The sequence below is a fragment of the Aquirufa beregesia genome (genome assembly GCF_011090385.1).
Classification (GTDB): Bacteria; Bacteroidota; Bacteroidia; order Cytophagales; family Spirosomataceae; genus Aquirufa; species Aquirufa beregesia.
The window spans coordinates 196,492-218,622 of record NZ_SEWW01000005.1; the positions used below are offsets into that span (position 1 = coordinate 196,492).

22 protein-coding genes are annotated in these 22,131 nt (G+C 38.6%); 14 read left to right on the forward strand and 8 right to left on the reverse strand.

Translation table 11 applies throughout. The features are described 5' to 3' along the window. Positions 1-63: 63 nt before the first annotated feature. The gene (locus EWU23_RS09475; RefSeq protein WP_166231430.1) at positions 64-543 is read right to left on the reverse strand and encodes a hypothetical protein; all 480 of its coding nucleotides are present in this window, start codon (positions 541-543) and stop codon (positions 64-66) included. Positions 544-812: 269 nt separating this feature from the next. On the opposite strand from EWU23_RS09475, the gene EWU23_RS09480 reads away from it, so the two are divergent. The 8 genes from EWU23_RS09480 (at position 813) to EWU23_RS09515 (ending at position 10,242) form a co-directional block, all read left to right on the forward strand. Continuing rightward, the gene (locus tag EWU23_RS09480; RefSeq protein WP_235942192.1) at positions 813-2,192 is read left to right on the forward strand and encodes a DUF1800 domain-containing protein; all 1,380 of its coding nucleotides are present in this window, start codon (positions 813-815) and stop codon (positions 2,190-2,192) included. A gap of 1 nt (position 2,193) precedes the next feature. After that, entirely contained in the window at positions 2,194-3,723 is a 1,530-nt protein-coding gene (locus EWU23_RS09485; RefSeq protein ID WP_166231432.1) for a DUF1501 domain-containing protein, read from the forward strand. 106 nt (positions 3,724-3,829) lie between these two features. Next, positions 3,830-4,789, forward strand: coding sequence for an outer membrane beta-barrel protein (locus tag EWU23_RS09490; protein ID WP_166231434.1), 960 nt, complete (start codon positions 3,830-3,832; stop codon positions 4,787-4,789). Next, positions 4,768-5,520, forward strand: a complete 753-nt coding sequence (locus tag EWU23_RS09495) for a DUF6089 family protein (protein WP_166231437.1) — start codon at positions 4,768-4,770, stop codon at positions 5,518-5,520. Before EWU23_RS09490 ends, EWU23_RS09495 begins: the two co-directional genes overlap by 22 nt. A gap of 80 nt (positions 5,521-5,600) precedes the next feature. Then, positions 5,601-6,350 (forward strand): isoprenyl transferase, encoded by a 750-nt coding sequence (locus EWU23_RS09500; protein WP_166231440.1) that lies wholly within the window; start codon positions 5,601-5,603, stop codon positions 6,348-6,350. Positions 6,351-6,358: 8 nt separating this feature from the next. Beyond that, positions 6,359-9,028 carry an outer membrane protein assembly factor BamA gene (gene bamA, locus EWU23_RS09505; protein WP_235942193.1) on the forward strand — a complete coding sequence of 890 codons (2,670 nt, stop codon included), beginning with the start codon at positions 6,359-6,361 and terminating at the stop codon, positions 9,026-9,028. 17 nt (positions 9,029-9,045) lie between these two features. Further along, entirely contained in the window at positions 9,046-9,609 is a 564-nt protein-coding gene (locus tag EWU23_RS09510) for an OmpH family outer membrane protein (RefSeq protein WP_166231443.1), read from the forward strand. Positions 9,610-9,639: 30 nt separating this feature from the next. After that, positions 9,640-10,242 (forward strand): OmpH family outer membrane protein, encoded by a 603-nt coding sequence (locus tag EWU23_RS09515; RefSeq protein ID WP_109322455.1) that lies wholly within the window; start codon positions 9,640-9,642, stop codon positions 10,240-10,242. A gap of 230 nt (positions 10,243-10,472) precedes the next feature. Here the strand turns inward: EWU23_RS09515 and EWU23_RS09520 are convergent, their stop codons facing one another. The 5 genes from EWU23_RS09520 to EWU23_RS09540 all read right to left on the reverse strand — a co-directional run bounded on the left by EWU23_RS09520 (position 10,473) and on the right by EWU23_RS09540 (position 15,114). Beyond that, entirely contained in the window at positions 10,473-11,807 is a 1,335-nt protein-coding gene (locus tag EWU23_RS09520; RefSeq protein WP_166231446.1) for a DEAD/DEAH box helicase, read from the reverse strand. An 88-nt stretch (positions 11,808-11,895) separates the two neighbouring features. Beyond that, positions 11,896-12,372 carry a Dps family protein gene (locus EWU23_RS09525; RefSeq protein WP_166231450.1) on the reverse strand — a complete coding sequence of 159 codons (477 nt, stop codon included), beginning with the start codon at positions 12,370-12,372 and terminating at the stop codon, positions 11,896-11,898. Positions 12,373-12,536: 164 nt separating this feature from the next. After that, positions 12,537-13,265, reverse strand: a complete 729-nt coding sequence (locus tag EWU23_RS09530; protein ID WP_166231454.1) for a sulfite exporter TauE/SafE family protein — start codon at positions 13,263-13,265, stop codon at positions 12,537-12,539. A 29-nt stretch (positions 13,266-13,294) separates the two neighbouring features. Further along, positions 13,295-13,945: a lipoprotein signal peptidase gene (locus EWU23_RS09535; protein ID WP_166231457.1), complete on the reverse strand. Its 651-nt coding sequence runs from the start codon at positions 13,943-13,945 to the stop codon at positions 13,295-13,297. Beyond that, positions 13,942-15,114 (reverse strand): proline dehydrogenase family protein, encoded by a 1,173-nt coding sequence (locus EWU23_RS09540; RefSeq protein ID WP_317164315.1) that lies wholly within the window; start codon positions 15,112-15,114, stop codon positions 13,942-13,944. The genes EWU23_RS09535 and EWU23_RS09540 overlap by 4 nt, the downstream gene beginning before the upstream one ends. Positions 15,115-15,254: 140 nt before the next feature. On the opposite strand from EWU23_RS09540, the gene EWU23_RS09545 reads away from it, so the two are divergent. Beyond that, entirely contained in the window at positions 15,255-16,349 is a 1,095-nt protein-coding gene (locus tag EWU23_RS09545) for a chorismate mutase (RefSeq protein WP_166231463.1), read from the forward strand. 109 nt (positions 16,350-16,458) lie between these two features. Here EWU23_RS09545 and EWU23_RS09550 read toward each other — a convergent pair whose 3' ends face one another. After that, a complete protein-coding gene (locus EWU23_RS09550; RefSeq protein WP_166231466.1) occupies positions 16,459-17,355 on the reverse strand; it encodes a DMT family transporter in 897 nt (298 codons plus the stop codon). A gap of 76 nt (positions 17,356-17,431) precedes the next feature. Between EWU23_RS09550 and EWU23_RS09555 the strand changes: the two genes are divergently transcribed. From EWU23_RS09555 to gatC, 4 genes are read left to right on the forward strand one after another with little or no spacing between them, the layout of a single operon-like run. Next, positions 17,432-17,803, forward strand: coding sequence for a Rid family detoxifying hydrolase (locus EWU23_RS09555; protein ID WP_166231469.1), 372 nt, complete (start codon positions 17,432-17,434; stop codon positions 17,801-17,803). Positions 17,804-17,809: 6 nt separating this feature from the next. Then, positions 17,810-19,312 carry a glutamate--tRNA ligase gene (gene gltX / locus EWU23_RS09560; protein WP_166231472.1) on the forward strand — a complete coding sequence of 501 codons (1,503 nt, stop codon included), beginning with the start codon at positions 17,810-17,812 and terminating at the stop codon, positions 19,310-19,312. Between the two features lies 1 nt (position 19,313). Continuing rightward, positions 19,314-19,505, forward strand: a complete 192-nt coding sequence (locus EWU23_RS09565; RefSeq protein WP_166231475.1) for a hypothetical protein — start codon at positions 19,314-19,316, stop codon at positions 19,503-19,505. Further along, positions 19,492-19,779, forward strand: coding sequence for an Asp-tRNA(Asn)/Glu-tRNA(Gln) amidotransferase subunit GatC (gene gatC, locus EWU23_RS09570; protein ID WP_166231478.1), 288 nt, complete (start codon positions 19,492-19,494; stop codon positions 19,777-19,779). Before EWU23_RS09565 ends, gatC begins: the two co-directional genes overlap by 14 nt. Here gatC and aroB read toward each other — a convergent pair whose 3' ends face one another. Beyond that, on the reverse strand, positions 19,780-20,808 hold the full coding sequence (gene aroB / locus EWU23_RS09575) for a 3-dehydroquinate synthase (protein WP_166231481.1): 1,029 nt from the start codon (positions 20,806-20,808) through the stop codon (positions 19,780-19,782). A gap of 142 nt (positions 20,809-20,950) precedes the next feature. Here aroB and EWU23_RS09580 point away from each other — a divergent pair, with 142 nt between their 5' ends. Continuing rightward, positions 20,951-21,934, forward strand: coding sequence for a pyruvate dehydrogenase complex E1 component subunit beta (locus tag EWU23_RS09580; protein ID WP_109322467.1), 984 nt, complete (start codon positions 20,951-20,953; stop codon positions 21,932-21,934). Positions 21,935-22,131 lie beyond the last annotated feature (197 nt).

Genomic DNA, 22,131 nt, shown 5'->3' on the forward strand with positions numbered 1-22,131 from the left:
AACGCTAAAATAAACGCAAGCGGTGATACTAAGCCTCAAATTGCGAAATGATCAACAGAGAAGTCATGGCTTAAATGTAATCGTAAGGGTGGTGTCAGGCTTTGAAAATCGAGTGACCAAAACATCCAAGGAACCAGCTGTTTTTTTGAGCCTTTGTGGAACAGCTACTTGATCAAAAAATACGGGATCCGCGATATGTAAATCCAATTTACGACGTGTCCCATCTTTTTGCTTCACAATCAACATGTAATGAATGTCATTGGGGTTGGTAGCATCCGTATATTTTTTACGAATGGAGCCATCTAAATCTAAATCTAAGATTTCACCTTGCGTATCATACATTTTTTCAGCCCAAAGATTAGGTAAAAACATCTGGGCTAGCAAGCCCAAGGTCCCAACGATAAACACGAGTTTGGTGAAGTTTTTGCCTCCCCAGTCTATCTTTTCTCCTTGACCGGAATTGCCGCTTCCCATATTGCCAAATAAGGGCATTTTTAACTTTTTACGGGGAGCTCTTCGGGGTGGGGTATAAGCTTGTGACATAGATAAAATGATTATTCTCGCAAATCAAGTCATTTTTTTTCGTTTCTAGGTGATAAATTTCCTGACATGCATTTAAAATTTTCATGAATGAACTTAGCCACAACGGCATGTGCTCATGTTTAGTTCCCCAAGTAGTCTTGGAATAGAAAAATGACAAGTTAATTTATCAATTAATTGATAATTAGAACAGTTTGCCTTATTATTACGTGCTACTTTAAGCGTATTTACTCTCCTGTATTTCATGGTCTACATGAATTACATGTAAACACATGGATACCATGTTAACTTGGAATACCACCCACGTTTCACATTTACTTTCACGCGTATTATTCGGTTATTCCCAATCGGATCTGGAGCGAGCCATGGGTTATGGAAATTTTCATGACTTATTAGACCTCGCTATTTTAAAAGATGTCTTCATCCCTCCTCCGCCAGATACCTGGGTAGATTTAACACCCGAACAAGCCCAATTGGACAGGAATTTAGCAGGGCCTTGGTTTGTACAATTAACCAAATGGTGGTATAGTCGAATGTTCGGCGAATCACTCAGTATGCAAGAAAAAATGGTTTTGTTTTTACACAACCACTTTTCCAATGAAAGACAAAAGGTGAATTACCCTCAATATGTGTACAAACAGAATCAACTGTTCCGGACCTATGCATTTGACGATTTTAAGCAATTAGTCAAAGACATCAGCATTGATCCCTCTATGTTAATTTATTTGGATGGTAATAATAGTCGGGGAACTTCCCCCAATGAAAATTATGCCCGAGAAGTGATGGAATTGTTCACATTGGGCATTGGCAATTACACCGAAAATGATATAAAACAGGCGGCTAGAGTATTTTCTGGATGGCAAGTGAAAGGCTTAGTTGCTGTATTTGATTCTACCCGTTGGTATAAGGAAGCAACAGTCACCGTATTAGGTAAAACGGCCAAATTTGACAATAATAGTCTGATCGATCATGTTTTTAATCAAACTGCTGCCGCCGAATTCATTTGTCGGAAGATCTACAAAGAATTTGTCTATTACAAAGCGGATGAGGTATTTGTCAAAAAAATGGCAACTGTTCTACGACAGAATAACTTTGTTTTAAAGCCTCTATTAAAATTCTTATTCACTTCAGAAGAATTTTATAAACCCGAAATCATAGCGTCCAAAATTAAAAGTCCAACTGAGTTAATTGTTGGATCCGCCAAACAATTAGAATTGAAAAATCCAGATTTGCAAAATTGGTATGATATGGCCATCATACTTCAAATGCAATTGTTTCAGCCTCCAGATGTGGCTGGCTGGGAAGGTCAGCGTGATTGGATAAGTTCCACCACCTATTCATTTCGAGCAGGATTTACGGATTCGTTGTTGAGCGGTAGGAGATATAATGGAGTAACGGTTAGTGGGAAATTAGATCCCATCGCATTTGCACGATTATCATCCAATGCAGAAAAGCCCAAGGAGTTTGTGGACGAGATGGTCAAACTCTTCATTCGTTTCCCCTTAACAGAGGCACGTAAGGCATTTTTGTTGGAAGTGCTATTGGACGGCACGATTGCCGCCAATTGGTCTACTTACACTCCCAATGCAGACGCCAGAGTTAATAAGTTTTTGAAAGCAATGATGCGCTTACCAGAATATCAATTGGCATAAAATGAAAAAAGAATTAAGTCGTCAACAGTTTTTACGTCAAATGGCTCTACTTAGTGGTGGGCTTAGCTGGGGATTAGGCTCTTTCACTGGAAAAGCTTACGGTGCTATCCCATTTGCCAGTGCTGCCAGAGGTAAGGTATTAGTCATTATTCAATTGAATGGAGGAAATGATGGCTTGAATACCATTATACCCGCTGAAGACGATAATTATTTTTCGAAAAGACCCGATATTTCCATCAAGAAAGCGGATGCGCTTCCGCTGTCCAATGGCATGTACATGAATCCTGCCATGGCTAGTATGAAGTCTTTGTACGACAAAGGTCTGGTTGCCATTACACAAAGTGTGGGTTATGCTAACCCCAATCGTTCTCATTTTAGAGCTACCGACATTTGGAATACAGGTTCGGATGCTGCTACCGTATGGGATGAAGGCTGGGCTGGTCGCTTTTTGGAAATGCAATACCCCGATTATCCCATTCAACTACCGAAAGATCCCATGGCGATTCAACTCGGCTCTGTTGAATCACTATTATTTCAAACAGATGTGGGCAGGGTAGGGACTGTTTTTGAAGATCCTAATTTGTTTTATCAATTGGTTTCTGGGACTTTAGTTGATTCCGAATTGCCTCCCGCCACCTTGGCAGGCGATGAGTTAGCATTTTTAAAGCAGGTTGCTAGTTCTTCCATACAATATTCCACGGTTATCCGTGATGCGGCCAATAAAGCAAAAAATGCCTATACTTACCCCAATACAAACTTGGCAAAGCAATTAAGCATTGTGGCTCGATTAGTCGCTGGTGGCTTAGAGACACCTGTTTACTTGGCTAATATCGGGGGATTTGATACACATGCCAATCAAAAAACACAGCATGCTAATTTGTGGAAGACCATTTCGGAAGCTGTTTCTGCTTTTCAAAATGATATCACCAATCAAGGTTTAGCAGATGCCATTACGGTGATGACTTTTTCTGAATTTGGTCGGAGAGTGAATCAAAATGGAACCCAAGGAACAGACCATGGAACGGCGGCTCCCATGTTATTTATAGGAAATGCCGTGAGAGGAGGGTTGATAGGGGCGAATCCTAGTTTGACGAATTTAGATAGTAATGGAGACTTAAGGTATAATTTCGACTACCGACAAATTTATAGCACGGTTCTTAGGGATCATTTAGGTTTAGACGCGCTTAAAACACAGGAATTATTTAAACAGACATTTGAACGAGTACCAATTTTTAAGAATTCGCCCAATGCTTTGCCTGATACCTTGGGAATGGAGGTCAGTTCACCCATGCCCAATCCTGTTTTTGATTTTACGGTCATTCAATATGCCGTATATAAACCGGTACTTGATATAAAAATTACCTTGTTTGATTTGCAAGGACAAGAGATTCGAACTTTATTCAAAGGCACCCGAACTCAAGGCACCTATCAGTTGACTATGAATGCTTTAGGCTTATCTCCAGGGATATATTTGGTACATATGGCTAGCACTTCTGGGCTTTCCACACACAAAAGGATGATCGTCCAATAAAGGGCCAAATTTTAATACAAGCCATAAATTTGTATATTCGTATCACCTTATATTACAACATTTGAGGAAGTATCAACGTTTTATGATCTAACCAGTAGAAACATCCATGATCAGACTCTTCAGCTTATGTATTTTGATTACACTTTTGGCCACAGCACCTACTCAGGCCCAATTTTGGTTTTTGGGTCAAAATGCTAAAAATGCATCCCCTAAAAATCCTTTTAAGGCGCATTCATCCTTTAGTTTTGGGGCTGGCTCATCCACGTATTTAGGCGACATTTCTCCTGCCATGACGTTGATGGATGTGGGAGGAAAGGCATTACGTTGGAATGCTGGAGTACAATATACGCGTCATTTTAAAAAACATGTTAGCATTCAAGGGAGCTTTACTTACATACGCATTGCGGGAGATGATAATTATTTTGATCCAGCAGGCCGATTTGAGCCAAGTTATGGCAGAAATTTGCATTTTAGAACCGATATGCAGGAGTTATCCTTGATAGGGATTTATGAAATACTGGGCAATGAAGAGAATTTACCCAAACGTAGAACCTTGTCGCCTTATGTATATGTAGGGCTTTCAGGACTTTATTTTAATCCGACTGCGAGAGCGAAGGCCATTTATGATATTGATCCATTGAGTACGGTTCCTCCAGTTCAGCAAGGTTGGATTGATTTGAAAGACAAACAAACAGAGGGAGTAGATTATTCTAAAATTACGGGTGCAGTACCTTTTGGATTTGGTGTTCGTTACAAACTCAATCAATCCTTTGATATCGGCTTGGATTTTGGTTACCGAATTGCTTTTTCTGATTATTTGGATGATGTATCTGATAACCGAGTGAATGTTCCTGCAGTTACTTCATTGATTACAGATCGTTCTTCCGAGTGGTATGCAGCCAATACTTTAGCTGATAGAAGACCTTATTTATTGCAGGTTGCACAAGGTAATACCTCTGGTAATCCACCACTGATAGCCAAAGGTTCTGATCAGTATTTTACCACCCAGATTCGTTTGATTTACCACTTAAAAAATAAGATTGATTGTCCTCCACTACCACGATAATATCCCAAAAACGATATAAGGCCAGTTTTCTGTGTCTTCTTGTCTTCTTTTTAGCTACACCTTCGGACTTACAGGCACAAAGGTGGACTTGGGGAGCGGGTTTTGGTGCGACAGTCTACAAGGGGGAATTGGCGGATTGGGGTTATCGGCCTAGTGTGGCCGAATTAAAAGAGACTTTACCAGCAATCCACTTGTTTGTTTCGTATCAAGAACGACATGCCTTTACGTATCGCTTTCAAATGATGGTGAGTCGAATTCAAGGCAATATCGCCAATCGCCCCAATACGTTATTTCCTGTTGGAACACCTGTTACAGTAATCACACCTAATGGGAAAGTAGCAGATGCCTCTATTTTCGCTACATCCATCACCGAATTTTCAGGGATAGTAGATTATAACTTTTTGGACTATGAGGTTGATCCTCGGCATTTCAACTGGACCCCGTATTTCTATGGGGGACTGGCGGCGGTATTTGCTAGTCCAGACAAAATAGATGCCTTTTTAACACCCGCTATACCTTATGGGATTGGGGTGAAATTTCAAATCAATAAGAATTGGGGAATTCGAGGCGAATTGGGAAGTAGAAAAGTGTTTTCCGATAAAATAGACCAGATCGCAACCTATGATGGCAACATGAATAGCTTTACCTTGAATGGGGGAGATCAGTATCTTCATCTGGGTTTTTCGGTCACTTATACCATTCAATCCATCTTTTGTCCCAAAGTTTACTGATTGGTCGTAGTATTTTGAATAGGTGTTCAAATTAGCTATCTTTACCACTTTGTTTTATCCGATTAATTATTACCCTATTTGTGAAAGAATCTATTGACCTTAACAATCTTCCTGCCCATATTTCCGTTATCATGGACGGTAATGGTCGTTGGGCGAAACAGAAGGGTTTCACAGATCGAATTTTTGGTCACCGAAATGCAATTCAAGCAGTTAGGGAAACCATTGAAGGATGTGGTGAATTGGGGGTAAAATACTTGACTTTGTATGCTTTTTCCACAGAAAACTGGAATAGACCCAAAGCGGAGGTTATGGCATTAATGAGCTTGTTGGTAAGTACGATCAATGAGGAATTGCCTACCATGATGAAGAATCAGGTTCGTTTAAAGGCCATAGGAAATATAGAATCATTACCTGGAAAATCTCAAAAAGAATTAGAGGCGGCGATGGATAAAACAGCGAATAACACGGGTTTAACCTTGGTTTTAGCGCTATCTTATTCTGGAAAGTGGGACTTAGTTCAAGCAGCCAAAAAGTTGGCTGAGAAAGTAGAAAAAGGAGAATTGAAGTCCAGTGATATTGACGATTCTGTGATGGATAATCATTTGTCCACCGCTGGAATGCCTGATCCAGATTTAATGATCAGAACAGGCGGTGATCACCGAATTAGTAATTTTATGTTGTGGCAATTGGCATATGCCGAATTGTATATTTTTGAAGATTTATTTTGGCCTGATTTTAGAAAAGAACATTTGTATCGGGCTATTGTTGATTTCCAAATGCGAGAAAGACGTTTTGGAAAAACGAGTGAACAAGTTAAAAGTGAAGGCTAAGGCTTCGTATGAAAAAAAGATATTTAATGAATCGAGTTAACGCGTGCCAATTACAATGGAAATCATTGGGCTTGTTTTGCAGTTTGATGGTTTTTGTGAGTCAGGGCTTATTCGCTCAAGGCTTAGGTGGACGCTTGTTTTCCACGACGCCCAGTAGCTCTGAACCTACTTTTTCTTATTCAGTTCCTCAAGAGTACACCATCGGAGGTATTTCCATTTCGGGATCTCAATTTTACGATGGTAATTCCATGGTGAATATTTCGGGTTTGCAGGTGGGGGATAAAATTAAAGTACCAGGAGATGCCATTGCTTCAGCCATCAAAAAAATTATGGACCAAGGTATTTTGGAAGATGTAGAGATTTTTGCTGAGAAAGTAGAAGGAGAAAAAATTTGGTTACGCATTCAGTTGAAAGAAAGACCTCGCTTATTTGCCATTACGTATGACGGTATTAGAAAGGGAGAAAGAGAGACCTTGAATGAAAAAGTAAAGGCCTATAAAGGAAAAATTATTACGGAAACGCTTCGCAAAAACCTTGAATTAGTTATTCGTAAATACTATCAAGAAAAAGGGCGTTTGAATATTACCACTAAATCTGTTGTCAAAACAGATACCACCAAAGGCAATAATGCTACTTTGATCGTGACTGTCAATAAAGGCGACAAAGTGAAGGTGAATAAAATCATTCTGGATGGAATTGAACCTGCTCAGCGTTCACTTATTTTGAGAAAAATCAAGAATACCAAACAAGTTCGTTTTGGCCGTATTTTCAAGCCTTCCAAATTTGTTCCCAAGAAATGGGATGAGGATAAAGAGAAGCTTTTGGCAGCCATGAATAAATTAGGTTTTCGTGATTTTCAATTGATTTCTGATTCGATATATCGCCATAATAATTCTTCTGTAAACCTTAAAGTTAAATTAGTTCAAGGACGTAAATATTATTACCGAAATATCTTTTTTGATGGTAACTATATCTACCCGGATTCGGTGTTGAAGGATGTGTTGGGAGTTAAGAAAGGAGATGTGTATAATACGGAAGAACTCGATAAAAAAATGGGAGGAAATCCTGGCGAAGACTTGAGTTCTGTTTATATGGACAATGGTTATTTGTATTACAATGCGGAGCCAGTAGAAACGTCTATTGTAGGTGATTCCATCGACTTAACGATTCGAATTTCAGAAGGTAAGCAAGCCACCATCAATAAGGTTATATTGAATGGTAATACCAAAACCTCTGACCACGTGGTTATGCGGGAGATTCGTACTTTACCAGGACAAAAATTCAATAAGTCTGCGATTATTCGTACAGTTCGTGAGTTATCTCAAATTGGTTATTTCAACCCAGAAAAAATTACGCCTAATCCTCAACCTCGTGCGGATGGAACGGTAGATATTGAATATAACGTAGAAGAAAAACCTTCAGATCAAATTGAATTATCAGGAGGCTGGGGAGGATACGTGGGCTTTGTAGGTACCCTAGGTGTGGTTTTCAATAATTTCTCCGCTAAAAATTTGACCAATTGGGCGGCTTGGCGTCCTCTACCTGCGGGAGATGGTCAGAAATTAGCGGTTCGTTTTCAAGCGAATGGAGCGGCATTTCAAAATTACAGTTTGACATTTACTGAGCCTTGGTTAGGAGGTAAGAAGCCTAATTCATTCTCTATCGCATTAAATCGTAGTATTTCATATCCTTACCAATTTAGAACAACGGGCTATGGAGGCGGAGGCTATGGGAGTGGCGGAGGCTACGGGGGTAGTTATGGAGGTGGCTACGGAGGTTATGGTGGCTATGGTGGTTACGGAGGAGCATATGGGGGCTATCAAAGTTATTCTGTGCCAGATTCATTGTTAACAGCTCACTTTAATGTGAACAGTATTACTTTCAGTTTAGGAAAGCGTTTAAAATGGCCAGATGATTATTTCTCTTTGAGCCACTCATTATCATTTTCTCAATATGATGTAGATCGTTATTATACTTGGGCTTACCCACAAGGTATTTCCACTTCAGTAACTTTCATGACAAATTTCTCTCGAAATAGTATTGATAACCCTACATTTGCTCGTTCAGGATCTAGTTTTTCCATGACAGCATCATTAACACCTCCTTACTCTTTGTTGGGCGGGAATAAAACGGGCCAACTCATTGAGTACCATAAATGGATGTTGGATGCAAGCTGGTTTAGTCCATTGGCAGGTAAATTTATCTTACATACGCGAGCTCACTTAGGTTTCTTAGGGTCTTATGGGGGGAAGGAGACTACTCGATTTGAGCGTTTCGATCTAGGTGGTTCAGGAATGGTGCAAGGTTTCTCATTCAACCGAGATATTGTTGGATTGAGAGGTTATAAAGATCGTGTTATTGGACCATCTGGATCTTATGGAAACGGAGGGGTTGCATATAATAAATTTGTCATGGAGGTCCGTTATCCTGTATCCTTGAATCCATCGGCTACTATTTTCGTATTGGGTTTTGCTGAAGGAGGAAACAACTTCTCTACACTATCAGATTACAATCCATTTAATTTGTATAAGTCAGCAGGTTTTGGAGCACGTATATTCATGCCAGCCTTTGGTATGATTGGTATTGATTATGGTTTTGGATTTGATAAACCTAGACCGGGTGACTCTGATTTTGGACGTCAGGCCTTTACCTTCTCTATTGGTCAGCAGATTAGATAGTGATTTAGCAGCATACAATGAAAAAGTCGATTTTTTTCTTAATTTTGATGCTTACGGTGCTAGGACAAAGGTCTTTTGCCCAGAAATTTGGATACATTGATACGGAATTTATTACTTCTAAAATGCCAGAATACAAACAAGTTCAAGGCAAGATAGATCAAATGACCAAACAATGGATCCAGGAGATTTCAAACAAAAACGAGGAAGTCGCCAAATTAGAACGAGACTATAAATTAGAAGAATTATTGTTGACCGAAGATTTACGTCAACAAAGATTAAGTATCATTCGTCAAAAGGACAATGAAGCGAAGTCCTTTCAAAATAAGATATTCGGCACAGAAGGGGAATTGTTTAAGTTCAAACAGGCAGCTTTGAAACCTATCTTGGATGAAGTATCCAAGGCGGTAGAAAAAGTTGTCCGACAAAAGAGATTAGATTTCCTATTTGATAAAGCAAATGACGGTTTGGCTATGATTTATACCAATCCGGTACACGACTATTCTGATTATGTATTGGAAGAATTGGGATTGGAATTAGATCCTAATTTGGTCGATAAAGCAACAGATAAATTAAACAAGTAAAAGAAAATTAATAATCAATTAAACTCACGTATGAAAACCAAATTTTTGTTGGCCATGGGCCTAGTGTTCGGAATGGCTGTAATGCCTCTTAAGGCGCAGATTAAGATCGGATTTATCAATGCAGATTACATATTAAGTCAAATGCCTGAAGCTAAACAAGTGGAGGAAGATTTGAAAAATACGCAAAAGCAATATGAAACTTTGTACCAAGGAAAGGTGAAAGACTTTCAAGATAAATTGGCAGTATTTGAGAAATTACCAGCTAGCACAGCTGATATTATCAAGCAAGACAGAGAAAAAGAATTGCAGAATTTACAAACTTCTATTCAGGAGTTTCAACAAAATTCTCAATCTTCTTTGCAAAAGAAACAAGCACAATTGTTACAACCTTTGTTGAAGAAAATTGAAGAAAATATGCATGCGGTGGCTAATGAAAATGCATATACTTATGTTTTCAATTATGATGCAGGTATGGGAACAGCCCCTATCTTGTTACACTACCCAGCTGATGCTAGCATCTCTGACTTGGTGTTGAAGAAAATGGGAATTACTCCTAAGCCAGTAACGGCAACTCCAGCTGCTGCGACGACGACTCCAGCAACGAAAACGGCTACTCCGGCTACGAAGAAATAAGCTAATTTATACCATATAAAAGGGTGCAAGTCAAACTTGCACCCTTTTTTTATGTCTAATGAAGAAGCTGATAAATTTTGGCTAGAGCCTATTTATCAATATGTTTAAGTGGGAATTTTTTAACTTAGATTTGTCAACTTTTCAAAAGTTGACAAATCTCTAAGCAATATTGAATATTGAATATTCAAAAATCAATACTCATGAATACCATAATAACCCCCAAGAGGTATTTATGATTTACCACCTTGGTATTTATTCTTTTTCCAACCTGTATAAGGTGTCGAATTTTTTGTCGCTGTAGCAGCCGAGGAATTAACCCCTGCCGGAGCTCCCGTTCGTGGCGTACCACTGTTTCTATGGGATGATGTAGCTCCTGCCGCTCTAGGTGGGCGCTGAGGCTTCACAGCTTTCTTAGCAATGGTATGATTCATTAATGGATAAGGATGATCCTCTATAACAGGGATTTGCTTTCCAATTAATTTTTGAATATCCCTTAAGTATTCTTTCTCCTCTGCTTCACAAAAACCTATAGCAATGCCACTAGCTCCCGCTCTTCCAGTACGACCTATTCGGTGTACATACGATTCGGGAATGTTGGGCAGCTCATAGTTGATCACGTGTGTTAATTCATCAATATCAATTCCTCGAGCCGCAATATCGGTTGCAACTAGTACACGAGTAAGTTTGGATTTGAAATTATTCAAGGCTGTTTGTCTCGCATTCTGCGACTTGTTTCCATGAATAGCTTGAGAATTTACTCCCGCCTTGCTCAAATCTTTAGCCACTCGATCAGCACCATGTTTTGTTCTAGTGAAAACTAGAGCTCTTTCAATGGATTTATCCTTTAGAATATCAATCAATAATTTTCGCTTGTTATCCTTATCTACAAAATAAACCACTTGATTGATGGTATTAGCTGTAGATGATACGGGGGTAACTTCCACTTTAGAAGGATTATGCAGTATGCTATTGGCCAATTCTACGATGGCAGGTGGCATAGTAGCCGAAAAGAACAAAGATTGTCTTCTCTGCGGCAAACGAGCAATGACTTTCTTGACATCATGAACAAAGCCCATATCCAACATACGGTCAGCTTCATCCAATACAAAAAATTGAATATTTTGAAGGCTGATAATTTTTTGATTCATTAAGTCTAATAAACGCCCAGGTGTTGCTACTAATATGTCCACACCAGCACGTAGAGACTCTACTTGACTATGCTGACTTACTCCTCCAAATATCACTTTATAACGCAAATTGGTATTTCTACCATAACTCTCAAAACTTTCACCAATTTGAATGGCTAATTCCCGAGTAGGCGTTAAAATAAGACTTCTAATCAGTCTTTTACCAGCAGGTAAGTGCTTATCTTGAGTAAGCAGTTGAATGATGGGTATCGCAAATGCAGCTGTCTTACCCGTGCCTGTTTGTGCACAACCCAATAAATCTTTTCTGTCCAATACCAATGGAATGGCTTTGGCCTGAATAGGAGTTGGGGTGGTATAACCTTCTGATTCTAAAGCCTTCAGAATAGGCTCAATTAACTTTAAATTTTCAAATGACATAGTGCCTTTTTGTTTATCGACCGGATTGTTTTGATTTCTTGATCACCGGTCGGACGAAAAGGAACTCGTTGTCTAAAATGTAGACGGATTATTTTTTAAGAAATGCAGCAAACATCCATATTAATTTCTCTTGCTCGCGAATGTAATCGCTCATCAGGGCATTTGTACCTTCATCTTGGGCATCGGAAGCTAAATTCAATAATTCTCTTTCTAATACAATAAGTGCTTGAAAACCTTCTAATATATGAGATAAAGCTTCTTTTCCATTGGATATATGCTTCACTTCCTTGATGGTCGCATGAGCTACATAATCTGTGAAAGAATGCAATGGAGTATGACCCAAAGTCAGAATTCGCTCAGCTATTTCATCAATTTTTAATAAAGCATCATTGTAAATTTCTTCAAATTTCAAATGCAGTTCAAAGAATTTTTCACCTGAAATATTCCAGTGAAAACCCCTTGCATTGATATAAAGTATTTGATAATCAGCTAAAAGAATATTCAATTTAGCTGCTAGTTCTTCTGATTTTTGACTGTCTAGTCCGATGAGGTTCGTGTTAGCCATGTTGATGAAAATGAATGTTATGCTGATAGTTCAAACGGCAAGTCTTGTTAATTGGTTCAATTGACAGGATTGAGCTTGCCTAATTTTCTGCAATTTCGTCATAATTCAGCTGGAAATACATTTTTTAACAAAAAAATGTCGATTGAATTGGAATGACAAAAATGTTAATCCTGGAAATAATGGATGGTTTGTATCACTGTGGTGATGATAATGACTGACAAAACAAGGTAATGAAAAGCTTTTTCTGAAATTTTAGTCAAAATAATCTTACCCAAATAAGTGCCTACTATGCTGATAATGATTAAAAAGGGGATCAAAATTATATGTTCCTGATGAAAATACCCTTGAGAAATATACACCGCCGCCCTACTTAAATCAACTCCAAAATCAATAACCGCTGAAGTAGCTATGAATACATCCTTTTCCAATTGAAAGGCGGCTAAGGTAATTCCTCGGATAGCTCCTCCTGTACCTATTAAGCCGGCTAAAAAGCCAGAAATAGCCCCACCCGTATACAAATTTCGATTATTCTTTTGGATTCTGTTATGGGCGCCTGACATCAAGTAAATGGACAAAGCCAATATGATGATGTTCATGCTAAGTTCAATCTTTTTTTGAGGGATATAGTTCGTGAGTAATGCTCCTAGTATAACAAATAAAACAGCAGGGATACCCAATTTTAATACGATGTTTTTGTCTATTCCATTTCTGAACAATAGAATTTTAGAAGTATTGCTAAATACATGAAAGACGGCCGTAACACCCAGCACAATTTTGAAATCTAAAACCAAGGATGCTAGAGGTACAAACAAAATGGATGACCCAAAGCCACTGACCGTTCCGATAATTTCGGCTAATAGGGCTAAAAAAAAGAAGAGGCTATAGGTTTCCATTCTTCAATATAACAAATACCTGTTAAAATCTAATGAGTAGCATTTTCCCCTTCGGAGGATTCCATGGATTCAGGATCTGTTGTAGAAACCTTTTCTACTTCATGTTTTTCCAAAAACTTATTTTGAAAGAGTAGAAAAAGTACCACCCCACAGAAAATGGAAGCATCCGCAAAGTTGAAGATGGGTGTAGAATAATAACTTCCTCCCCAAATGGGTACCCAATTAGGTAAAATACCTTCCCATACATCAAAGAAAAACATGTCGATAACTTGTCCATGAAACCAGGTCATGGGAGCATTGGCAGGAGCATTATTAAACCAAACACCATAGAAAATGGAATCGATTAAATTGCCGATGGCCCCTCCTAATATTAAACCCATGCAAACTAATAAACCCGCATGCATTTTTTTCTTGGTGAAACTGTAGAGATAATACCCTATGCCGAACATCGCAATAATGCGGAAACTTGTCAGCATGAATTTGCCATAAATAGTTCCTAGCTGTATCCCAAAAGCCATACCTGGGTTCAAGGTATAATGTAATTTGAAATAACTACCCAAGAGTTCTATTTGACCAAAATAACCGGGCTCCATGAAAAAATGTACCGATAATTTAATGGCTTGATCTATCAATATAATGGCAATGCTGACTAAAAAGTAGCGGTAATTTTTTAACGTCATAGGTTTTTTCTTCGGCTCACTTCTTTTTGTAAAAGGGCAAACTCTCTTGAAGTTTGACCCGCAATGGAGCTATTTTCTTCAGCTCGACGGAATAAATAGGGCATAACAGCAGAAACAGGCCCGTAAGGTACATATTTGGCTACGTTATATCCTGAGGATGCAAGGTTATAAGAAATATTATCTGACATGCCCAATAATTGTGCAAAATAGATATGCGGATGATTTTGTGTAATTCCTTTTTCTTCCATCCACTGACAAAGTAATTGGCAACTATGCTCATTGTGTGTACCAACACAGAAATGAACTTGTTCTAAATGATCCAAGCAGGCTTGAATTCCTACATTGAAATCACGATCAGTGGCTTCCTTTTCCTTGTGTAAAGGTTCTGAGTATTCATCTTCATGAGCTCTCAAGCGCTCTTTTTCCAAATAGGCACCACGCACTAATTTAACTCCCAAGAAATAGGATTGATCCATAGCCACCTGAATGGCATGATGTAGATTCTCCAACATATCAATGCGATACATTTGAAAGGTGTTGAAAATAATGGCCGTCTTTAGATTGTAGCGCTGCATCATTTCATAGCATAATTCATCGATGGTATTTTGAATCCAACTTTCCTCCGCATCAATGAATAATCGTACTTGTTGTTGGTATGCTTCTTGGCAAATATCAATTAAATATTCCTTGCTTTTTAAGAAGTCAATTTCCTCTTCTTCCGTTAATCCTTTTTCCGTTTGGTATTTTTCTAATAACTCGCTATTGAAAATCCCCGTCATTTTGAAAACTGCATAGGGTATAGCGCTACTTTCGTGTGACTGGATGATTGTTTTAAGGATTTCATTTTTAGTTAATTGGAAAGATTTGTCGTTTTCTTCCCCCTCAACCGAATAATCAAGGATTGTGCCAATGTGAGCTTTATCCAGTTCTTGGATGGTAGTTTGACACTCCTGTATAGATTCTCCTCCGCAAAATTGACCAAAAAGAGTAGTTTTTATTATTTTTTTAACAGGTAAATGCAAGAAAAGGAATAATTTGATGAAAAAAGTCCCTAACTTTACAAGCCAATTTTGATTCATTATCGCAAATATCCAATAGGACTTGCGAAGTTGAAAATCACTTTTAGAAGCAAAGGCGATTTGGGTGTCCTCAAAAGATAGCTTTTTCAAGTTTTTCGAAGATGTTTGGTGGGTCATTTTTTTTAAATTGCCTGCAAATATAAGTGAATAAAATTTAACCGAATCTGTAACACAAGAATATTAATATTAAAACAGTTTTGAGCTTAGGCTCTTTTAATCTATCCAAATTTATGAATGCCAATTTAGAAGTAGTGCCGATGCAAGAATGGATTCAGACAGATGGCAAGCCGCTTATCATTGCGGGACCTTGTTCTGCTGAAACTGAGGATCAAGTATTAGAGACAGCCCGTCGTATTAAAGCGGAAGGCTATGCGCATATTATGCGTGCTGGTGTTTGGAAACCTCGTACTCGTCCAGGAAGCTTTGAAGGCATGGGAGAGCCAGCTTTAAAGTGGTTGGTTGAAGCAAAGAAAGAAACAGGTTTGCCATTAGCTATTGAAGTAGCAACTCCAGAGCATATTGAGTTAGCTTTGAAGTATGGTGTAGATGTTTTGTGGATTGGTGCTCGTACTACCGTTAACCCGTTTAACGTACAAGACCTAGCTGATGCTTTGAAAGGAGTAGATATCCCTGTATTGGTGAAAAATCCAGTTAACCCAGATTTAGCTCTTTGGGTTGGTGCATTCGAACGTTTACAAGGATCGGGAATTAAAAAATTAGGGGCTATTCACCGTGGTTTTTCTAATGCGCAAGAAACGAAATACCGTAACTCACCAATGTGGGCTATGGCCGTTGAATTGAAGCGTTTATTCCCTCAAATGCCAATGATCGGCGATCCATCTCACATGGCTGGAAAGCGTGCTTTGTTGATGGAATTGTCACAACGTATCTTGGATTTGAATTACGATGGTATGATCATCGAAACTCACCGTGATCCTGATGCTGCTTGGTCAGATGCTTCACAACAAGTTACTCCAGAGAAATTAGGGGAGATGTTACGTGAATTAGAAGTTAGAAATGCTAGTTATGGTGCTGATTTCTCGGATGAATTGGCGGCATTGCGTGAGAAAATTGATAATATTGACCGTGAATTATTAGAAGTGTTAACGGCACGTATGGCTGTGGTGGAAAAACTAGGTGAATACAAGCGTGATAATAATGTAGCTGTTTTGCAATTAGATCGTTGGAAGCAATTACATGGCGATCGTGCCAATCAAGCAAAAGGTTTAGGTTTATATCCGGAGTTTGTAGAAGAATTATTCAAATTGGTTCACTTAGAATCTATCCGTAAACAAACGGAAGTAATGAATTCGGCTACAGCTTAATCAATATCTTGATAATAAAGCTTTAAAGGCCAGTAAATGATATCATTTGCTGGCCTTTTTTCGTTTACCTCGACAGCGTTTCAAACGCTGTCGAGGTTTAGGATTTTATTTATTTTTTTGAAATCTGATAACTTCCCACAATTACTAAAGCCATTCCGATTAACACCATCACATCAGGAAGTCCATGTCCTAAGATGATCTCTATCAAAATAGAAAATAAGACTGCACTATTTCCCACAGCGCCCACAATACTCGTTTTTTCAAATCGCAAAGCTTGAGTCGTGAAACTTTGAACGCCTAAAGCCAAAAGTCCCATGATGATAATCTCGATGTATTGAGTTCCTTGAGGACTAACCCATTGGCCTGACCAAAAACTATTGGGTAAATTTCCCCAAGTTCCTAAGATTAAAGAGACACATGAAGCCGTAAAGCCAGCAGCCATGAAGGAAAAGATCACCCAACGTGAATCATAGTATTTCTGGGCTTCTTTAATAGCCATATATCCGAGAGCGGTCCCCATCGCATATAATAAACCCACCGAATGGTTTTGCCAATGTTTATCCGCGGAAGGTTGGAAAATCAATAATATACCCATGAATCCCATTAATAGAAATAAGACCTGTTTGCTTTTTAAGCTTTCCGTAGGTATCCAAATAAAGGTAAATATGGCAATGAAGAGCGGGAAGGCTTGTCCGTAGGTATTGGTCAAAGACAAACCCAAGTGTTCTAAAGCATAAAATAAGCAATACAGAGTAAAGGCGCCTAGTAGACCTCGAAATACCAAAAATCCTAATTTACCCCCTGTTTGAATAGCTGGTTTTTGCCAAAGACTACCTATTAAAAAGGGCAATCCTACCGCATTTCGGAATAATACTAATTCTACTGATGGAAAATGCTTACTCATCCTCTGGGCCATGGCGGACATCAAAGCAAAGCATAAGGATGATAAAAGCATGAAGCCAATTCCTTTATTTTTGCTAATGAATGGATGAATTTTGGAAAGCATATTTTAGGGAGAAAGCTCGTTATGGATTCAGGTAATCCTTATTTTTTTGGTAACTTGCATTTCTTTTTTCAAAGGTATGACAAAAAAAATAATTTTATCGGAATCGGCTCCTGCTGCGATTGGCCCCTATTCACAAGCGGTTGCCATTCAGGGAGCCTTATATGTTTCAGGTCAAATTGCCATTTCGGTATTGGAAGCTGGCGGAGATATTGAAGAAGAAACGCATCAAGTATTGAAAAACCTTGGCTACATTTTGAAAGAGGCGGGTTATGACTACGAAGATGTCGTTAAGTGTTCCATTTTTGTTAAAGACATGAATCATTTTGCTCAGATTAATCAGGTGTATGCCCAATATTTTTCTGTCAATCCACCCGCACGAGAAACAGTAGAGGTAGCTCGTTTACCCAAAGATGTTCGTGTTGAAATTTCTTGTATTGCCCATAAATAAATTCATATGCCTAATTTAGTTCGTGTTCGTTTTGCTCCCAGTCCTACAGGTCCATTGCATATTGGTGGAGTTCGAACAGCCTTATATAATTTTTTATTAGCTCGTAAATTGGGAGGTACTTTCATTTTACGTATTGAGGATACAGATCAAGCTCGTTTTGTTTCAGGTGCAGAAGCGTATATTTTGGAAAGTTTAGCCTGGTTAGGAATTTCGCCTGACGAAGGTATAGGCGTTGGCGGACCTTTTGAACCATATCGTCAAAGTGAAAGAAAAGATATGTATAAAGCTTATGCCGATGAATTAATTCAATCGGGTAAAGCCTATTATGCCTTTGATACTTCTGAAGAGTTGGACGCTATGCGGACGGCCTTTGAAAGCCAAGGTTCAGCCTTTCAATACAATGCGGTAACACGGGTTAAATTGAGAAATTCTTTGGCCCTTTCTAAAGATGAAGTGGACCAATTGTTAGCCAATAACACGCCTTATGTTATCCGATTGAAAGTTCCTGCCAAAGGAGAAATTCGTTTTCAAGATATTATACGAGATTGGGTACATGTGCATACTTCTAGTATCGACGATAAAGTGTTGATGAAATCCGATGGAATGCCGACTTACCACTTAGCCAATGTGGTTGATGATCATATCATGCAGATTACCCATGTAATTCGCGGTGAGGAATGGTTGCCATCGGCCCCTTTACATATTTTATTATATCAAGCATTTGGTTGGAATGCACCTCAATTTGCTCATTTACCCTTATTGCTGAAACCAGAAGGAAACGGTAAGCTATCAAAAAGAGATGCCGATTTAGGAGGTTTTCCTGTATTTCCTTTAGAATGGAAAGATCCTCAGACTGGCGCTATTTCCAAAGGGTTTAAGCAAGAAGGATATTTGCCTGAAGCTACCTTGAATTTCTTAGCCTTTTTAGGCTGGAATCCAGGAACAGAACAAGAACTCTTTTCATTGGATGAATTAATTGCAGCTTTTTCTTTAGAAAGAATCAATAAAGCAGGGGCAAAATTCGATGTCAAAAAGGCTCAATGGTTTAATGAGCAGTACTTAAAACAACATGACGCAAAAGAACTAGCGGCCACTTATTTGCCATCTATTGAGACGGAAAAAGGGGAAGCATATGTTCATTTGTTTTTGGACCGCATTACATTTCCTCAGCAATTAGGTCAAATGGTTCAAGAATTTTCGGAATTTCCAGAAAGTTATGATGAGGCTGTTTTGAGCTCTAAATGGAATGCAGAAACCAAACAAGCATTAGAACTTATTCTAGGGGTATTACCAACTTGTACCAATTGGCATGCAGAAGAAATTAAACTTTGTATTCAACAATGTTTAGATCAAGCTGGGATAAAAATGGGTAAAGTGATGCAATTATTCCGAGTGGCCATGAGTGGAAAAGGAGCAGGTCCAGATTTAATGATATCTTTGGAATTATGGGGTAAGGAGCAAGTTATAGCTAGATTAAGTAAAGCATTGGAAAAATTTCCAGCCATTTGATATGAAAGATAAATCAAAGAAAACCAAAGAGAAAGCTCCCAAAGTACATCCTGATTTGGCTGGCTTTGAGATGAATATTGATTCATTTGGGCAAATTACCTCTACTTTGAATCGAGATGCCTTGAATGCATTTTTGGACAAGGAGATGCCAGATGATAAAAAATTAAATCCGAAAAACGATGAAAGTAAATAAAGAAGATGTCATTAAAATTGCCCATTTGGCTCGTCTGGAGTTAAAAGAGGAAAAAATTCAAGACATGCAGGATTCCATCAATAAGGTATTGGATTGGATGGAAGCATTGAATGCCGTAGATACATCTTCAGTTGAACCTTTGGTACACATGACACCAGCTATCAATCATTTTAGAGAAGATCAAGCCAAGGCTATGCTGGATCGTCAAAAAGCATTAAACTTAGGTCCAGACACCAACGAAAGTTATTTTAAAGTACCCCAAGTGATGGAGTAATTAGCCAATATAGTATTGAAGGGCTTTTTTCATTTCGGATTTGCCCACGGGTATATCATATCCACAATCACCAATACCTGTTAATAAAGAGAAACGAACCTCATTTCCTAGGTTCTTTTTGTCTTGCATGGTCAATCGAATGATTTCAGGAATTTCACTTTCCTGTAGAGGCACTTTTCCATAAGTGGCAAATAGGTAAGCCTCAATATCTTCTAACTCAGCTAAACTGATTAAACCTCTTTCATAGGACAGGAAGGCCTCAGTGATGATTCCAACAGCAACAGCCTCTCCATGTAAGATTTTTCTTTTACCTTGATTCAATAAAAATGTTTCTACAGCATGTCCTAAGGTATGTCCTAGATTAAGGATTTTACGAATTCCTGCTTCTTTAGGATCTTCAGTAACAATGGCTTCTTTGATGGCAACCGAGTGAGCAATTAAAGCGGCAAAGTCGTTTTCTTGCCAGTCTAATTGGCTAATTTCTTCCCATTTTGCGGCATCACGGATTAGGCAATGTTTAATGATTTCTGCAAATCCAGATCGCTTTTCTCTTTCAATCAATGTTTCAATGAATGTAGGATCAATCAATACGGTTTTGGGCAATTGAAATACACCCAAATGGTTTTTGAAGCCTTGAAAATCAATACCTAATTTCCCTCCTACGCTAGCATCTACTTGAGCCAATAGGGTAGTCGGTATCTGAATGAAATCAATGCCTCTTTTATATGTTGAAGCACAAAATCCCCCCATATCCCCAATGACCCCTCCTCCCAAATTGATCATTAGAGCATGTCTGTCCAAATTAGCTTTGGTCATGACTTCCCAAATTTTCACACAAGTTGTGAGGTTTTTATGAGCCTCCCCAGATTTGATGACAACTTTGATATAATTTTTAGGAAGAAATTTTTCAATCTTGGGAAAACAATGTTTTTGCGTTAGCTCATCCAGCAAGACAATAACTCTAGAATAGATTTTCTTGTTGAGAAATGCAGGTAGAGAAGTGGAAATAGGAGCTATTTGTACGGACATAGTATGTAAAATTGGTATTAAAGTTTAAAAATACCACGAATTTCTCAAAATGGGCAATTTGAGAACCTAATTTTGGTTTTGTGGTATGCTTTTTCTTGCCTAATTTTGCGCGGTTATGTTTTTTCATACACCTTAAAATTTTATGAGAGAGATTCAATTCAGAGAAGCCTTGCGTGAGGCAATGCAAGAAGAGATGCGACGCGATGCATCCGTTTTTTTAATGGGTGAAGAGGTTGCAGAATACAATGGTGCATACAAAGTTTCCCAAGGTATGTTGGATGAGTTTGGTCCAGACCGAGTAATTGACACTCCGATTGCAGAGTTAGGTTTTGGAGGGATTGGAGTAGGAGCTGCTGCCAATGGTTTACGTCCGATTGTCGAGTTCATGACTTTCAACTTCTCCTTGGTTGCTATTGATCAAATTATCAACTCGGCCTCTAAAATGATGTCGATGTCTGGTGGTCAATATTCTTGTCCCATTGTTTTCCGTGGTCCTACAGGTAATGCAGGGCAATTGTCATCTCAGCACTCATCTAACTTTGAAAACTGGTATGCCAATACACCCGGTTTGAAAGTAGTGGTTCCTTCTAATCCAGCCGATGCCAAAGGTTTATTGAAGGCATCTATACGTGATAATGATCCTGTGATTTTTATGGAATCAGAATTGATGTATGGTGATAAAGGATTAGTACCTGATGGAGAATTTTTAATTCCCATTGGTAAAGCCAATATCGTGAAAGAAGGTAAGGATGTTACCATTGTAACCTTTGGTAAAATGCTTTCTCGTGTGGTTATGCCTGCTGTGGAAGAATTAACTAAGCAAGGAATCAATGCCGAAGTAATCGACTTGCGCAGCGTTCGTCCTATCGATTACATCACTGTGGTGGAATCAGTTAAGAAAACAAACCGTTGTGTAGTGGTAGAAGAAGCAAATCCATTATCGGCTATTTCATCCGAAATCACCTATCATTTGCAACGATGGGCATTTGATTATTTAGATGCTCCAGTAGTTCGTGTTAATTCAAAGGACTTACCATTGCCGTATGCTCCAACCTTGATTGAAGAAATTTTACCAAGTATTGAGCGCACAATTCAAGCAGTAAAAACAGTTACTTATAAAAAGTAATTTAAGCTAAATAAGAGTTAAAAGAGCCAAGCTACAACTTGGCTCTTTTTTGTGCCTTAATCTTCCTATTATTTACATTATCAATTTATTGGACAACATATGTATTTCCAAAAACGTTATGAACGCTCAACGCTGGCAAGGTTCTAAACCTTGACAGCGTTAGAAAATTAGCGTTCAAAAACAAAAAATCCCCCGAT

What these genes read in the sequence shown, in the direction of transcription:
- EWU23_RS09475 (WP_166231430.1), bottom strand. Translation starts at nt 543, where the DNA reads ATGTCACAAGCTTATACCCCACCCCGAAGAGCTCCCCGTAAAAAGTTA.
- EWU23_RS09480 (WP_235942192.1), top strand. Translation starts at nt 813, where the DNA reads ATGGATACCATGTTAACTTGGAATACCACCCACGTTTCACATTTACTT.
- EWU23_RS09485 (WP_166231432.1), top strand. Translation starts at nt 2,194, where the DNA reads ATGAAAAAAGAATTAAGTCGTCAACAGTTTTTACGTCAAATGGCTCTA.
- EWU23_RS09490 (WP_166231434.1), top strand. Translation starts at nt 3,830, where the DNA reads ATGATCAGACTCTTCAGCTTATGTATTTTGATTACACTTTTGGCCACA.
- bamA (WP_235942193.1), top strand. Translation starts at nt 6,359, where the DNA reads ATGAAAAAAAGATATTTAATGAATCGAGTTAACGCGTGCCAATTACAA.
- EWU23_RS09510 (WP_166231443.1), top strand. Translation starts at nt 9,046, where the DNA reads ATGAAAAAGTCGATTTTTTTCTTAATTTTGATGCTTACGGTGCTAGGA.
- EWU23_RS09515 (WP_109322455.1), top strand. Translation starts at nt 9,640, where the DNA reads ATGAAAACCAAATTTTTGTTGGCCATGGGCCTAGTGTTCGGAATGGCT.
- EWU23_RS09520 (WP_166231446.1), bottom strand. Translation starts at nt 11,807, where the DNA reads ATGTCATTTGAAAATTTAAAGTTAATTGAGCCTATTCTGAAGGCTTTA.
- EWU23_RS09525 (WP_166231450.1), bottom strand. Translation starts at nt 12,372, where the DNA reads ATGGCTAACACGAACCTCATCGGACTAGACAGTCAAAAATCAGAAGAA.
- EWU23_RS09530 (WP_166231454.1), bottom strand. Translation starts at nt 13,265, where the DNA reads ATGGAAACCTATAGCCTCTTCTTTTTTTTAGCCCTATTAGCCGAAATT.
- EWU23_RS09535 (WP_166231457.1), bottom strand. Translation starts at nt 13,945, where the DNA reads ATGACGTTAAAAAATTACCGCTACTTTTTAGTCAGCATTGCCATTATA.
- EWU23_RS09545 (WP_166231463.1), top strand. Translation starts at nt 15,255, where the DNA reads ATGAATGCCAATTTAGAAGTAGTGCCGATGCAAGAATGGATTCAGACA.
- EWU23_RS09550 (WP_166231466.1), bottom strand. Translation starts at nt 17,355, where the DNA reads ATGCTTTCCAAAATTCATCCATTCATTAGCAAAAATAAAGGAATTGGC.
- EWU23_RS09555 (WP_166231469.1), top strand. Translation starts at nt 17,432, where the DNA reads ATGACAAAAAAAATAATTTTATCGGAATCGGCTCCTGCTGCGATTGGC.
- gltX (WP_166231472.1), top strand. Translation starts at nt 17,810, where the DNA reads ATGCCTAATTTAGTTCGTGTTCGTTTTGCTCCCAGTCCTACAGGTCCA.
- EWU23_RS09565 (WP_166231475.1), top strand. Translation starts at nt 19,314, where the DNA reads ATGAAAGATAAATCAAAGAAAACCAAAGAGAAAGCTCCCAAAGTACAT.
- gatC (WP_166231478.1), top strand. Translation starts at nt 19,492, where the DNA reads ATGAAAGTAAATAAAGAAGATGTCATTAAAATTGCCCATTTGGCTCGT.
- aroB (WP_166231481.1), bottom strand. Translation starts at nt 20,808, where the DNA reads ATGTCCGTACAAATAGCTCCTATTTCCACTTCTCTACCTGCATTTCTC.
- EWU23_RS09580 (WP_109322467.1), top strand. Translation starts at nt 20,951, where the DNA reads ATGAGAGAGATTCAATTCAGAGAAGCCTTGCGTGAGGCAATGCAAGAA.